The sequence below is a fragment of the Streptomyces sp. NPDC002698 genome, from assembly GCF_042888945.1.
Lineage (GTDB): Bacteria > Actinomycetota > Actinomycetes > Streptomycetales > Streptomycetaceae > Streptomyces.
Window position 1 is genome coordinate 131,929 of sequence record NZ_JBIAQM010000007.1, and the last position, 14,124, is coordinate 146,052.

At 71.3% G+C, this 14,124-nt stretch carries 9 protein-coding genes; 2 read left to right on the top strand and 7 right to left on the bottom strand.

Annotated elements, in window-relative coordinates; translation table 11 throughout:
• Positions 1–133 precede the first annotated feature (133 nt).
• Positions 134–1,549 carry a proline--tRNA ligase gene (gene proS, locus ACFYW9_RS13155; protein ID WP_351868879.1) on the bottom strand — a complete coding sequence of 472 codons (1,416 nt, stop codon included), beginning with the start codon at positions 1,547–1,549 and terminating at the stop codon, positions 134–136.
• 200 nt (positions 1,550–1,749) lie between these two features.
• Between proS and ACFYW9_RS13160 the strand changes: the two genes are divergently transcribed.
• Positions 1,750–2,607 carry an SAM-dependent methyltransferase gene (locus ACFYW9_RS13160; RefSeq protein ID WP_389148582.1) on the top strand — a complete coding sequence of 286 codons (858 nt, stop codon included), beginning with the start codon at positions 1,750–1,752 and terminating at the stop codon, positions 2,605–2,607.
• Between the two features lie 174 nt (positions 2,608–2,781).
• Here the strand turns inward: ACFYW9_RS13160 and ftsH are convergent, their stop codons facing one another.
• The 6 genes from ftsH to ACFYW9_RS13190 all read right to left on the bottom strand — a co-directional run bounded on the left by ftsH (position 2,782) and on the right by ACFYW9_RS13190 (position 13,000).
• Positions 2,782–4,716 carry an ATP-dependent zinc metalloprotease FtsH gene (gene ftsH, locus ACFYW9_RS13165; RefSeq protein ID WP_389148585.1) on the bottom strand — a complete coding sequence of 645 codons (1,935 nt, stop codon included), beginning with the start codon at positions 4,714–4,716 and terminating at the stop codon, positions 2,782–2,784.
• Positions 4,717–4,851: 135 nt separating this feature from the next.
• Entirely contained in the window at positions 4,852–6,402 is a 1,551-nt protein-coding gene (ffh, locus tag ACFYW9_RS13170; RefSeq protein ID WP_351868873.1) for a signal recognition particle protein, read from the bottom strand.
• A 511-nt stretch (positions 6,403–6,913) separates the two neighbouring features.
• Positions 6,914–9,373: a [protein-PII] uridylyltransferase gene (locus ACFYW9_RS13175; RefSeq protein WP_389148589.1), complete on the bottom strand. Its 2,460-nt coding sequence runs from the start codon at positions 9,371–9,373 to the stop codon at positions 6,914–6,916.
• Between the two features lie 41 nt (positions 9,374–9,414).
• A complete protein-coding gene (locus ACFYW9_RS13180) occupies positions 9,415–9,753 on the bottom strand; it encodes a P-II family nitrogen regulator (RefSeq protein ID WP_142192909.1) in 339 nt (112 codons plus the stop codon).
• Positions 9,750–11,087 carry an ammonium transporter gene (locus tag ACFYW9_RS13185; RefSeq protein ID WP_389148593.1) on the bottom strand — a complete coding sequence of 446 codons (1,338 nt, stop codon included), beginning with the start codon at positions 11,085–11,087 and terminating at the stop codon, positions 9,750–9,752. The genes ACFYW9_RS13180 and ACFYW9_RS13185 overlap by 4 nt, the downstream gene beginning before the upstream one ends.
• A 437-nt stretch (positions 11,088–11,524) precedes the next feature.
• Positions 11,525–13,000 carry a hypothetical protein gene (locus ACFYW9_RS13190; RefSeq protein ID WP_329301858.1) on the bottom strand — a complete coding sequence of 492 codons (1,476 nt, stop codon included), beginning with the start codon at positions 12,998–13,000 and terminating at the stop codon, positions 11,525–11,527.
• A 447-nt stretch (positions 13,001–13,447) separates the two neighbouring features.
• Between ACFYW9_RS13190 and ACFYW9_RS13195 the strand changes: the two genes are divergently transcribed.
• Positions 13,448–14,110 (top strand): bifunctional DNA primase/polymerase, encoded by a 663-nt coding sequence (locus ACFYW9_RS13195; protein WP_389148597.1) that lies wholly within the window; start codon positions 13,448–13,450, stop codon positions 14,108–14,110.
• Positions 14,111–14,124 lie beyond the last annotated feature (14 nt).

Below are 14,124 nucleotides of genomic sequence, written 5' to 3' on the forward strand. Positions count from 1 at the left end.
GAGAAGCGTCACAGCTCGTATCAAGCCGGTACGTAGTCACACGTACGCCCCGGCGCTTAGACGGGATCCGCACGCCGGGGCACCTGAGGCCGGCGGATGCGCAAGTGGTGTTTCGGCCGCCCTGCGGGCCCGCTCAGTAGGCGCGGGCGACGACGGCGACGTTACCGGGTGCGTCGTCGGTGCCGGGCACCGACCCGTCCTCGGCGACCAGACACCGTACGGTCACCGCGTGCTCGGCGAGCCTGGCCTCGCCCTCTTCGCCGAGGTCGGCCCAGGGAATGCGCGCCCAGCCGCCGGCCACGGCGGCCTCCACGGCCGCGCCGATGCTCGACACGTCTGTCGTACGGGACTCGCGGCGCTCGCGGGACTGCCTCAGGAGCAGCGCCTGGTCCTCCTCCAGGACGCCGGGGAGCAGGGCGGCCAGCGCGTCGAGGGCCACCGGCTCCTTGCCTCCGGGGATGCGGCGGGCGAGCATCGCCGTACCGCTCTCCAGGTCACGGGGGCCGACCTCGACGCGTACGGGGACACCCTTGAGCTCCCAGTCGACGGCGCGGCGCCCGAAGGGGGTGTCCGTACGGTCGTCGACCTGGACCCGTACACCCGCGGCCTTCAGCCGGTCGCCGATCTCGCGGACCTTGGCCAGAACCGCCTCGTCCCCCTTGATCGCGAGGACGACGACCTGTACCGGGGCGAGCCGGGGCGGCACCCGCAACCCACTGTCATCGCCGTGCGACATGATCAGGCCACCCACCATGCGGGTCGAGGACCCCCAGGAGGTCTGCCAGACGAGCTCCTGCTTCCCGTCCCGGGACAGGTACCGGGTGTCGAACGCCTTCGCGAAGTTCTGCCCCAGCTCGTGACTGGTGCCCATCTGGAGCGCCTTGCCGTCGCCCATCATGCCTTCGAGCGTGAGGGTGTTGACCGCCCCGGCGAACCGCTCGCCCGCCGTCTTCCGGCCGAGGACGACATCGATGCCGAGGACGTTCACCATGAAGTCGGCGTACACCTCCTTGTGGATGTGCGCGGCGTAGTCCCGGGCGTCCTCGTAGGTGGCGTGCGCGGTGTGGCCCTCCTGCCAGAGAAATTCGGTCGTTCGCAGGAACACCCGCGGGCGCATCTCCCAACGGACCACGTTGGCCCACTGGTTGATCAGCAGCGGCAGATCGCGGTAGCTCTGCACCCACTTGGAGAAGTACTCGTTGACGATCGTCTCGGAGGTGGGGCGGACGACGACCGGCTCCTCCAGCTCCTTGCCGCCGCCGTGCGTGACGACCGCGAGCTCGGGCGCGAAGCCCTCGACGTGTTCGGCCTCCCGGGTCAGGTACGACTGCGGGATGAACAGCGGGAAGTACGCGTTCTGGGCCCCCGCCTCCTTGATGCGGGCGTCCATCTCCTGCTGCATCCGCTCCCACAGCCCGTACCCGTAGGGCCGGATGACCATGGTGCCGCGCACCGGTCCGTTGTCGGCGAGCTCGGCCTTGTTGATCAAGTCCTGGTACCAGCGCGGGAAGTCGTCCGCCCGGGGTGTGAGAACGGGTGCCTTTGCCATGGGGGCGATGCTACGGGCCCACGTTGCCGGTATGTGAATTCTTGCGCCTTTCGCGGCCTGGGCACAAACGGGCCCCCGCGACCCCTGGACGGCACGTCGAGGGCGGAGTTACCTGACATACGGGGGGAGTGCGGGCCTCGTGCGCGGGGGCGGAGGAAAGGGGGCCCGGCGGCAACTCTCGGCGGATTGGGGCACTTTCGATGACACCTACGCTCGTGCGGCAGCACCTTCCTCATGCGGGCCCCTCGTCCCGCGCGGACCGGGGTGCACGCGCGCGTGACTGGGCCGAGATCCAGGAGCGGATGCTGGTGCCGCTCTACGAGGCCGTCTACGAGCGGCTCGAAGTGGGCGGCGGGACACGGCTGCTCGGGCTCGGCTGCGGGTCGGGGCTCGCCCTGCTGATGGCGGCCTCCCGCGGCGCCGCGGTCACGGGTGTCGACTCCTCGTCGCCCGAACGGCTGGCCCTCGCACGGGAACGTCTGCTGCCGCGGGACCGGGACACGGGCCCGCACGCCGGGATCCGGATCGTGTCCGGGGCGCCCCGGGACACGGTGGCGCAGGGAGCGCCGGCGTACGACCTGGTGACCGCGTTCGAACCGATCGGGTGCGTGGCCGGCGACTCCGAGGGGCTCGGTTCGCTGCTCGCGGAGGCGGCACCGCTCGCCGGCCGGGGCACGCCCGTGGTGCTGGTCGGGTGGGGGCCGCCGGAGCGGTGCAGCACCTCGGCCGTGCTGCGGGTGGCCACCAAACTGGCCGATCCCCTGCGCGGCGCGGCGAGCTGGCGCGCCGCTCGCCGGGACGACCTGGAGGACGTCGCCCAGCGGGCCGGGCTGCGGCCGGACGGCTCGGGGCGGGTGTCCTGCCCGTTCGGTTACGCCGACGTGGACAGCGCCGTGCGCGGGCTGCTCTCGACGGGGCTCTTCGACGCCGCGGTCGCCGCCACCGACCAGGCGCAGGTCGACAAGGAGGTGGCCGAGGCGCTGCATCCTCATCTGCGGCGGGACGGGACGGTCTGGATGCCGAACGTGTTCCGGTATCTGATCGCCCGTACGGCCTGAGGCCGGTCAGGGGTCGGGGCCGTACCGGTGCATCAGCCCGTCGCCGTTGGATGAGGAGTGACCGTCGGTGGCGACGGGCATCGATGTACCGGCACGTCCCCTCACGCCGTATCCCGCCTGCGGGGGTGTGGTGGCTTGGGCGCGAGGTCCCGGGCGTGCTGCCGGGCGCCGGGTTCAGACCTCCTTGGCCGTCCGGGGCACTCCGGCGATCCGGTACGCCTCGGCCTCCTCCAGCGTCTCGTTCGCGAGGAGCGCCTCGGCCAGGGCGTCGAGCTGTCCGCGGTGCTCGCGGAGCTTCTGGCAGGCCTCCTCGTAGCACTCGTCGACGATGCGGCGCATCTCGTGGTCGATCGAGTCGAGGGTGCCCGGGGCCGCCGCGAGGCCGTAGGCCTGCTGGGAGTCGCCCGGCAGGGCGGACAGCCGGCCGACGCGTTCGCTCATGCCCCAGCGGGCCACCATGCCGCGGGCGAGGTTCGTGACCTGTTCCAGGTCGTTCTCCGAGCCCGTGGTGATGACGTCGTAGACGACGTGCTCGGCGGCCATGCCGCCGAGGGCGCCGATGATCCGGCCGCGCAGGTATTCCTCGGTGTACGCGTACCGGTCCGCGTCCGGCGTGGAGAGGGTGACGCCGAGCGCGCGGCCGCGCGGAACGATGGTGATCTTGCGGACGGGGTCGGCGCCGGGCCGCAGCATCCCGAGGAGGGCGTGGCCGCTCTCGTGGTACGCGGTGCGGCGGCGTTCCTCGTAGGGCATGACCAGGGAGCGTTCGGCGCCGAGCTGGACCTTTTCGAGCGCTTCGGAGAGGTCGCCCTGGGTCACCTCGGACTGCTTGCGCTTGACGGCGAGGAGGGCCGCCTCGTTGGCGAGGTTGGCGAGGTCGGCGCCGGTCATGCCCGGGGTCGTCCGGGCCACCTGGGTCAGGTCCACGCCGGGGGCGAGCGGGATGTCGCGGGTGTGGATCTCCAGGATCGCCTCGCGGCCGCCGCGGTCGGGGGGCGAGACGTTGACGACCCGGTCGAAGCGGCCTGGGCGGGTGAGCGCCGGGTCCAGGATGTCGGCGCGGTTGGTGGCGGCGATGACGATGACGCCCTCCGAGCCGGAGAAGCCGTCCATCTCGGTGAGGATCTGGTTCAGCGTCTGCTCGCGCTCGTCGTGGCCGCCCATGGCGGAGCCGCCCGACCGTGACCGTCCGATGGTGTCGATCTCGTCGATGAAGATGATGGACGGGGCCACCTTGCGTGCCTCGGCGAACAGTTCGCGCACGCGCGAGGCGCCGACGCCCACGATCATCTCGATGAACTCGGAGGCGGAGGCGGAGAAGAACGGGACTCCCGCCTCGCCCGCGACGGCCCGCGCGAGCAGGGTCTTTCCCGTTCCGGGCGGGCCCGCCAGCAGCACGCCGCGCGGCATCTTCGCGCCCATCCTGCGGTACGCGTCGGGGTTCTTGAGGAAGTCCACGACGTCGTCGACCTCGCCGGCCACCTCGTCGATGCCGGCCACGTCCGCGAACGTGGTGCGTTTGCCGCCGGGCACGAGTTCGACCGGTTTCGGGGGCGCCTTGCGGCCGAGCATGCCGCCCGCGCCGCCCATGCCGGAGCCCATCCGCCGGGCGATGAAGATCCACAGGACGACGAGCAGGAACATCGGGGCGAGCGAGATCAGCAGGTTGAACAGGAAGCTGCGCTCCTGGACCACCGGCGAGGCGGTCACCGTGACGTCGTGCTTCTGGAGGTTGTCCCAGAGCTTGTCGTCCGCGAAGACCGGGCGCTGGGTCTTGAACTTGGTGTATTTCCCGTCGCCGTCGGGCTTCTCCTGCGAGTCCTTGAGCTGTCCCTGGATCGCGTCGCCCTTGGCGTAGATCTTGGTGACGTTGCCGTCGTCGACCTGCCGGCTGAACTCCGTGTACGAGATCGTCGGCTCGTTGCCCTTGTTGTAGAAGGACAGCACCAGGTTGGCGATCAGGAACACGATGAGCGCGGCCAGGGCCAGGCTCCACCAGCCGCCCGGCAGCTTCCGCCGGCCGCCCGGCGGCGGTGTCGGCTCAGGTGGTGTGCCCTCGGTACGCCACGGCTGGTCCGGTGCCTTGCGCGGCGGCACAGGATTGCTCATAAGTGGACGTTACGACAGATGGCGGACACCGGCACCTGCGGTCATGCCGCTGGGGGCGCCCCTCGCGGTGAGGGGCGCCCCCAGCGGGCGTCACGTCGGCGCTCCCGCACGGGGCGGAAGGTCGGTGCGCGAGCGTCAGTCCATGAACTTCTTGAACTCGTCCGGCAGCTCGAAGTCCTGGGCGCCCTGCTGCGGCAGGCCGAAGGCGTTGCCGCCCTGGGCGCCCGCCTCGCGCCGGGCCGCCTCCTCTTCCTCCTGCTGCTTGCGCTTCATCGGGTTGCCGGAGCGCTGCTTGCCCTTGGCCTGCTTCGGCTTCTTCTTGGCGCGGCCGGGGCCGCCGCCCATGCCCGGCATCCCGGGCATGCCCGGCATCCCGCCGCCCTGGGCCATGCGGGACATCATCTTGCGGGCCTCGAAGAAGCGCTCGACCAGGCCCTTGACCGCGCTGACCTCGACGCCGGAACCCTTGGCGATACGGGCGCGGCGCGAGCCGTTGATGATCGTCGGGTCCTGGCGCTCGCCCGGGGTCATCGACTTGATGATCGCGCCGACGCGGTCGACGTCCCGCTCGTCCAGGTTGTTGATCTGGTCCTTGATCTGGCCCATGCCCGGGAGCATGCCGAGCAGCTTGCTGATGCTGCCCATCTTCCGGACCTGCTCCATCTGGGCCAGGAAGTCGTCCAGGGTGAAGTCCTGGCCCTTCTTGGACGCCAGCTTGGAGGCCATCTTCTCGGCCTCTTCCTGGCTGAACGTCTTCTCCGCCTGCTCGATCAGGGTGAGGAGGTCACCCATGTCGAGGATGCGGGAAGCCATCCGGTCAGGGTGGAAGGCGTCGAAGTCGTCGAGCTTCTCGCCGTTCGAGGCGAACATGATCGGCTTGCCGGTGATCTGCCGGATCGACAGGGCGGCACCACCGCGGGCGTCACCGTCGAGCTTGGAGAGCACCACGCCGTCGAAGCCGACGCCGTCGCGGAAGGACTCGGCGGTGTTGACCGCGTCCTGGCCGATCATCGCGTCGACGACGAAGAGGATCTCGTCGGGGCTGACGGCGTCGCGGATGTCCGCGGCCTGCTGCATCAGCTCCTGGTCGATACCGAGGCGGCCGGCGGTGTCCACGATCACGATGTCGTGGACCTTGGCCTTCGCGAACTCGATGGAGTCCTTGGCGACCTTGACCGGGTCGCCGACGCCGTTGCCCGGCTCGGGGGCGTAGACGGCGACGCCCGCGCGCTCGGCGACGACGCTGAGCTGGTTCACCGCGTTCGGGCGCTGGAGGTCGGCGGCGACGAGGATCGGGGAGTGGCCCTGGTCCTTGAGCCACTTGCCGAGCTTTCCGGCGAGCGTGGTCTTGCCCGCGCCCTGGAGGCCCGCGAGCATGATCACGGTGGGCGGGTTCTTGGCGAACCGGAGGCGGCGGGTCTCACCGCCGAGGATCGTGACGAGCTCGTCGTTCACGATCTTCAGAACCTGCTGGGCGGGGTTCAGCGCCCTGGAGACCTCGCTGCCGAGGGCCCGCTCCTTGACGTTCTTGATGAAGGTGCGGACGACCGGGAGGGCGACATCGGCTTCGAGGAGCGCGATGCGGATCTCGCGGGCCGTGGCGTCGATGTCCGCCTCACTGAGGCGCCCCTTGCCGCGGAGGTTTTTGAACGTCGCGCTGAGGCGGTCGGAGAGGGTATCGAACACGGTGGCTTCGGTCCTCGGAGTCGGGGTCGGTTTCGGGCTGCCCTCCAGGGTATCTGTCCCCGCAAGCGATTCGTCCCCGCGCACCGCATTCGGCGACCGGGGACGAGGCCCGCGGCGGCGGGGGCGGCGGTCCGCGGCCCTGCCGGACCGGCTTTCGGCGACCGGACGGCTCCCCGGGTCACGGAGATCACATGTCCGCTCACCGCCCGGAACGAACGCGGGGACGGAACGCGCACGGGGTCATAACGAGTGCGGGGGCAGAACGAGTGCGGGGGCAGAACGAGTGCGGGGCGGAGCAAGTACGGAGGCCGGAAGAGCGGGGGCGCACGCGGGACGACCACGGGCCCGGAACCGTTGCGGGCCCGCAACGACCACAGCCCGGAACGACCGTAGCCCGGGACGACCACGGGCCCGGAACCGTTGCGGGCGCCGAACGCCCGCGGTCCCGGAACGTCCACGGGCGCGAAACCGGTGCGGCCCCGGAACGGCCGCCGGGCCGGCAGGCGCGAGGTCAGCCCCGCAGCGCCTCCTCCACGGCCCGCGCCACCGAGGCGGCCTCCTCCCCCGGCAGGGGTTCCCCCTTCGTGCCCGTCACGTAGAAGGCGTCGACGGCGTTCGCGCCGAGCGTGGAGACGTGCATGCTCCGTACCCGTACCCGCGCCGTCTCCAGGGCCCGCCCGATGCGGTGCAGCAGGCCCGGCGCGTCGTGGGCGCGGACCTCGATGACCGTGGCCAGGCGGGACGCCGCCGGCGCGACGGTGACCCGCGGAGGGGGCGCGACCACGCCCCGGCGGCGCGGGTAGGCGGCGTCGCGCTCGGCGAGGCGGGCGGTGATGTCGAGGGAGCCGTCGAGGGCGCGTACGAGGTCGGCGCGCAGCCGGGCGGCCTGCGGCAGGGAGCCGTACTCGGCGGCGACGCGCCAGTTGAGCAGCAGCACCGAGCCGTCGACGCCGTCGGGCAGGTCCAGGGCGCGCAGTTCGGCGGTGCGGACGGTCAGCCGGTGCATGGCGAGGACGCCGGCCACCGAGGGGAGCACGCCCGGCTGGTCGGGGACGGCGATGAGGAGTTCCACACCGAGCGGTTCCGGGTCGTCCGGGACGGTGGCGGGCTCGGCGTCGGTGTCGACGGGTTCCGTCTGCGCGCGCAGGGCCAGGACGGGCCCGCCCGTGCGGTACGCCTCGATCGCGAGACGTTCCATCTCGGCGGTGGGCGCGGGGGCCTCGGGTTCCTCGGGAGCGTCCCCCGCGAGCACGGCCGAGACCCGTTTGACCAGGTCGGCGACGAGGGAGCCGCGCCAGGTGGACCAGGCGGCGGGCCCGGTGGCCAGCGCGTCCGCCTCGGTGAGCGCGTGCAGCAGTTCCAGGGTGCCCTGTGATCCGACGGCCTCGGCGACCGAGCGGACGGTGGCCGGGTCCTCCAGGTCGCGCCGGGTCGCGGTGTCGACGAGCAGCAGGTGATGGCGTACGAGGGTGGCGAGCACCGCGACGTCCACGCGGTCGAAGCCGATGCGGGCGGCCACGTCACGGGCGATGATCTCGCCGGCCACGGAGTGGTCGCCGGGCCAGCCCTTGCCGATGTCGTGGAGCAGGGCGGCGACGAGGAGGAGGTCGGGGCGGCCGACGCGGCGGGTCAGTTCGGAGGCGCGGACGGCCGTCTCGATGAGGTGGCGGTCGACGGTCCAGATGTGGACGGCGTTGCGCTGGGGCCGGCAGCGCACCCGCTCCCAGTCGGGCAGCAGCCGGGTGATCAGCCCTTCGGCTTCCAGCGCCTCCCAGACCTCGACGGTCGGGCGGCCCGAGCCGAGGAGGGTGACGAGCTGTTCGCGTGCCTCGGCGGGCCAGGGCGTGGGGAGGGGACGTACGGCGGCGGCCATCCGCCGTACGGCGTGCAGGGAGATCGGGAGGTCCGCCTGCGCGGCGGCGGCTGCGGCGCGCAGCGGGAGCACGGGGTCGCGCTCGGGCCGGGCGGTGCGGGCGAGCCCCACCTCGCCGTCCTGTTCGACGACTCCCTCGGCGAGCGGGGACCGTTCGGCGACGGGCTTGCCGCCGCCCAGCATGGCGCGCAGCCGCGGGCGTACGGCGCGCGAGCGCAGGACGCGTCCCACTTCGCGCCAGGTGACGTCGCTGGCGTACGACACGACGCGCGCCGCCTCGTACACCTGGCGCAGCAGGGTGTCGGCGTCCAGCAGGCCGAGTTCGGCGGCGACCTGGTCCTGTTCCTGGAGCGCGAGGCGGTCGGTGGCGCGGCCGGTGGCGAGGTGCAGGGCGTCGCGGACGTCCAGGAGCCGGCGACGGGCGTCCGCGAGTCCTTCGCGGGGGGCGTCCGCGAGCCAGGACGCGGCGACGGCGCGCAGCGCGATGGCGTCGCGCAGTCCGCCGCGGGCCTCCTTCAGGTCGGGTTCGAGGAGGTACTGGAGTTCGCCCTGGCGTTCGGCGCGCTCCGCGCACAGTTCCTGGAGCTGGGGCAGCCGCTTCGGCGCCTGGTTGCGCCAGTCGGCGAGGACGGCCGTGCGCAGTCCGGCGGTGAGGCCGAGGTCGCCCGCGATGTGACGGGCGTCGAGGAGGCCGAGCTGGGCCTTGAGGTCGTCGGCGGCGGTCTTGCGGGCCTCGACGGGGGTGCGGACCGAGTGGTCGAGATCGAGGCCCAGGTCCCATACGGGGTACCAGAGGCGGTCGGCGAGGGCGGCGACGGCGGCGGAGTCGGCGCCGTCGTGCAGGAGGAGCAGGTCGAGATCGCTGCGGGGGGAGAGTTCGCCGCGGCCGTAACCGCCGACGGCGACGAGGGAGACCCCGCGCAGGCCCTGGGATCCGGCGGTGAACAGGCCGGTCAGCCAGTCGTCCGTCAGGTCGGCGAGGGCGGTACGGCGCGGCGGCCCGGACCGCGCCCCCTCTTGGAGGAGGCGCAGCCGGGCCGCCGCGTAGCCGCTGGGTCCCGAGTCCTCTGCTTCCACTCGCGTGTCCGTACTCGTCACCCAGCGACTCCTGTCTTTCTTCTTCGTGCGGGCCGATCCGGTCAGAGTGCGTCCGGGCCGCGCTCGCCGGTCCGGACCCGGACCGCCGTGTCGACCGGGACGGACCACACCTTGCCGTCACCGATCTTGCCTGTACGGGCCGCCTTCACGACGACATCGATGAGCTGTTCGGCGTCGTCGTCCTCGACCAGCACCTCTATGCGGATCTTGGGGACGAGGTCGACCGTGTACTCGGCGCCGCGGTACACCTCGGTGTGTCCCCGCTGCCGACCGTAGCCGCTCGCCTCGGTGACCGTCAGTCCGTGGACCCCGAAGGCCTGGAGTGCCTCTTTGATCTCGTCGAGCCGGTGGGGCTTCACGACGGCGGTGATGAGCTTCATGCGTCCACCTTCTTGGCGTCCGTGTCGGCCGGGGCGGGCACGGCGGTCCGGGCGGCGCCACCACCGGCGCCGCTGAAGTCGTATGCGGTCTCGGCGTGCTCGGCCTGGTCGATGCCGGCGATCTCCTCGTCCTCGGTGACCCGCATGCCCATGGTCTTGTCGATGAGGAAGGCGAGGATCGCGGAGACGACCAGGGAGTAGCCGAGGACGGCGAACACGCCGGCGCACTGCTTCCAGAACTGGGTCAGACCGCCGCCGTAGAAGAGGCCCTCGACGGTCGACTGGCCCTTGCCGCTGGCGAAGAAGCCGATCAGCAGGGAGCCGATGACACCGCCGACGAGGTGGACACCGACGACGTCGAGGGAGTCGTCGTAGCCGAACTTGTACTTCAGGCCCACGGCCATGGCGCACAGGACACCGGCGATGGCGCCGACCGCGATGGCGCCGAGCGGGGAGACGGCGCCGCCGGACGGGGTGATGGCGACCAGACCGGCGACCGCGCCGGAGGCGGCGCCCAGGGTGGTGAACGCGCCGTGCCGGATCTTCTCGTAGAGGAGCCAGGCCAGCATGGCGGCCGCGGTGGCGATCTGCGTGTTGACGAACATCAGCGCGCCGACGCCGTCGTCGTTGCCCAGCCACGAGCCGGCGTTGAATCCGAACCAGCCGAACCACAGCAGACCGGAGCCGAGCATCACCAGCGGGAGGCTGTGCGGGCGCATCGGGTCCTTCTTGAAGCCGACGCGCTTGCCGATGACCAGGATCACGCCGAGCGCCGCGGCGCCCGCGTTGATGTGGACCGCCGTACCGCCGGCGAAGTCGATCACACCGAGCTCGAAGGCCCAGCCGCCCGCGCCCCAGACCCAGTGGGCGACGGGGAAGTAGACGAGCGTGGCCCACAGCGTGATGAACAGCGACCACGCCGTGAACTTCACGCGGTCCGCGAGGGCACCGCTTATCAGCGCGGGCGTGATGATCGCGAACATCAGCTGGAAGACCATGAAGACGAAGACCGGGATGGTGTACCCGTCCCACAGTTCCGTCAGGCCGATGTTGCTGAGGCCGACCCAGTCGGAGGTCCAGCCGATGAACGATCCCTTGTCCGTGCCGAAGGCGAGGGAGAAGCCGTACAGCACCCACAGGATGGTGACGATCCCCATGCTGATGAAACTCATCATCAGCATGTTGAGGGTGCTCTTGACGCGGACCATGCCTCCGTAGAAGAAGGCGAGGCCCGGCGTCATGATGAGCACCAGGGCGGAACAGATGAGCATGAACCCTGTGTTGGCGGCAGAAAGCTTGGGTGCCTCTGCGGCAAGGGTGATGGCTGGTGCCATCGGCGTCTCCTCGTCGTTGGTACGGCCCCGTGCGGGCGAAGCCTGAGTGGGTCGTGAGGGGTGGGCCGGTTATGCGCCATGAGATTGACGCAGCGCGGTTTCCGTGGACGCCCCTCGATGTTTCGCACCAGTGACGAAGGCACTCTGTGTGTTACACGTTCATGAACTGCCTGATTGTGGTCGAAGCGATCGTTATCGTGACGCAATCTCCGGCAGGATGCTCGCGGCGCCCCCGGCGCCCGGGGACATGACCACCGTGCGGGGCATCCCCGCGATGACGGGCCGCGTCCGCGCGAGCGGCGCCGGCCGGGGCCGCATACAGCGGAACCGGCCGCGCCCGGCCGTCCGATGACCTGGCACGGGGGAGCCGAGTCGGGCAGTTCGGGACGGCCGGCCGCGGCCGGGGTACTGAGCGGGGCCGCTTCGGCGGCCGGGCGTCAGACCGCTTCGGCGGTCTCGGGCAGGTCGACGGCCAGCTGGTCGGTGAGGTCGATGACCTCGGCGAGGTCGCCGAACTCGCGGACCGCGGTGTCGACCGTCTTTCGGATACGAGTGTTGACGCGTTCGGAGCGCACTTTCCTGCCGATCCTCAGGGCTTCCTTGGCCAGGACGGCACTCTGCTCGGGTTCACGCTGGAGCAGGTGCACGGTGGCCATGCCGATGAGGTTGAGCGCGTACGACCTCTGGTGCTCGGAGTCCTTGCCGAAGCGGTCGACCGCCTCCTGCATCAGGGGCTCGGCCATGGAGGCGTACGTGGGGCTGCGCCCGGCGACGTAGGCGAGATCGCGGTAGGAGTGCGAGTTCTCGCCGTACAGCTCGGCCTGGGAGAAGAAGCGGATCCAGTCGGGGTCCGGGTCGTCCCACTCGTGCACGTCGGCGAAGGTGTCCTCGGCCATGCGGACGGCCCGCTTGCACTTCCCGGGCTGGCCCATGTTGGCGTAGGCCCGGGCCTCCATCGCATACAGCATCGACTGGGTACGGGGGCTCGCGCAGTCACGGCTGCCGTACTGGGCGAGATGGATCAGCTCCAGGGCGTCCTCGGGCCGCCCGAGGTGGATCATCTGCCGGCTCATGCTGGAGAGGATGTAGGAGCCGAGCGGCTTGTCACCCGCCTCCTTCGAGGCGTGCAGGGCGAGCACGAAGTACTTCTGCGCGGTGGGCTGGAGACCCACGTCGTAGCTCATCCAGCCCGCCAGCTCGGCCAGTTCGGCGGCGACCTTGAACAGGCGCTTCTCGGTGGCGGCGGGCTGCGGCTCCTGGAGGAGGTCCGTCACCTCGTGCAACTGGCCGACGACGGCCTTGCGGCGCAGTCCCCCGCCGCATTGCGCGTCCCACTGACGGAACATCACGGTGGTGGACTCCAGGAGATCCAGCTCCGGTTGGGAGAGCCTGCCGCCGCGGCGCGTCGAGGCCGGCGGTTCGGCCGCCTCGTAGGACGCGGGTGGTGTGGGGACGAGCCAGCGCTGCATGGGCTCGATGAGGGCCGGGCCGGCGGATAGCCCCAGCGAGCTGCCGAGGAAGCCGCGCCGCGCCAGCATCAGGTCGCTGCGCGAGTACTCGCTGATCAGCGCGACGGTCTGGGGGCCGGTCCACGGGAGGTCGATGCCGGACACGGAGGGTGCCTGGTGGGGCGCGCGCAGACCGAGGTCCTCCACGGCGACGACACAGCCGAACCGCTCGGAGAACAGCTCCGACAGGATGCGCGGGATCGGCTCGCGCGGGTTCTCCCCGTCCAGCCAGCGGCGCACCCGCGAGGTGTCCGTGGAAATGTGGTTGGCCCCCAGCTGGCGCGCTCTGCGGTTCACCTGGCGCGCCAGCTCGCCCTTGGACCAGCCACTGCGCACGAACCACGAGCCGAGCAGCTCGTTGGGGCGCTTGTCAGCGTTCGTCCCGCCTCCGCCGTTGCCGCCCACTGGAACGCCCCCACTCCCCGAGATCACTTGTCGCCGCTCTGCGCCAAGCCCTATCAGAATGCCCATAAACACGGCCGCGTGTCCGGTAGTTCTCACCCTTCGAACGGGAACCCGGCTTGCCCTTGGCATACTCACGAGTAAACAAAACCCCAGGGCTCGTGCACTCAAAGTAATCCTACGATCACGCGTCCAGCCATGGCGATCCGTGAAACGCCACCATTCGCCACCCCTTCGAATGAACTCCATTCGCTCCGCTCGCGATTCACTTGACACAGAACGACCAAGGGTGGGCGAAGAAGCGCACTCCAGGGCGCACGGAGCCGAACGCACCACCCCACGCGCGACAAGGCGCTGTCTGGATCGCGCGATAACGGGCAGGCAGGAACAGAGGGTGACAATCCGGTTCCGTCACGTAACCACGGGCGCACCGGACCCGTTGGAGGGGGCATGGGCTTCACGATCGGCAGTAGTCGGGCGATGCGCGACATCCGGACCGGTGCACGTCGCCGCGGCCGCTCGTCGGAGGGCACCGCCGTAGCCGCGTTCACCGGACTGTGGGGATGGGACGTGGTCCCGGGTGCCCGAGCCGCCGCGGGGGCGTGCTCGTGCGGCCGGGCCGACTGCTCGGCGCCGGGTGCGCACCCCCTGGCCTTCGCCCCGACGATCCCGGCGGGCACGACGCTGGACGAGGCGACCGGCGTCTGGTCCGGCTTCCCGGGCGCCGCGGTGATGCTGCCGGTCGGCCGGGCCTTCGACGTGATCGAGATGGCCGAGCCGGCGGGGCGCCGCGCGCTCGTCCGGCTGGAGCGCATGGGTCTGCCGCTCGGCCCCGTGACGGCCACCGCGGACGGCCGCGCCCACTTCTTCGTCTCCCCCGGTTCCGCCGCCGAACTTCCCGAGCTGCTCTACCGCATGGGCTGGGACGACGCCTCCCTCGACCTGCACGGCCTGGGCCCGGGCACGTTCATCACCGCCCCGCCCTCCGACCGGGCGGGGCTCGGCCCGGTCCGCTGGCTGCGCTCCCCCGTTCTCGACTCCGCCACGAAGCCGCCTCCGGCCGGGCTGCTGCTGGGCACGCTCGCCTACGTGGCACACCGTTCGCGGGCCTGACGCGCCGGAGCGGT

Coding starts and splice junctions, on each gene's coding strand:
- ACFYW9_RS13160 (WP_389148582.1), top strand. CDS start 1,750: ATGACACCTACGCTCGTGCGGCAGCACCTTCCTCATGCGGGCCCCTCG.
- ACFYW9_RS13195 (WP_389148597.1), top strand. CDS start 13,448: ATGGGCTTCACGATCGGCAGTAGTCGGGCGATGCGCGACATCCGGACC.
- ACFYW9_RS13180 (WP_142192909.1), bottom strand. CDS start 9,753: ATGAAGCTCATCACCGCCGTCGTGAAGCCCCACCGGCTCGACGAGATC.
- ftsH (WP_389148585.1), bottom strand. CDS start 4,716: ATGAGCAATCCTGTGCCGCCGCGCAAGGCACCGGACCAGCCGTGGCGT.
- ACFYW9_RS13185 (WP_389148593.1), bottom strand. CDS start 11,087: ATGGCACCAGCCATCACCCTTGCCGCAGAGGCACCCAAGCTTTCTGCC.
- proS (WP_351868879.1), bottom strand. CDS start 1,549: ATGGCAAAGGCACCCGTTCTCACACCCCGGGCGGACGACTTCCCGCGC.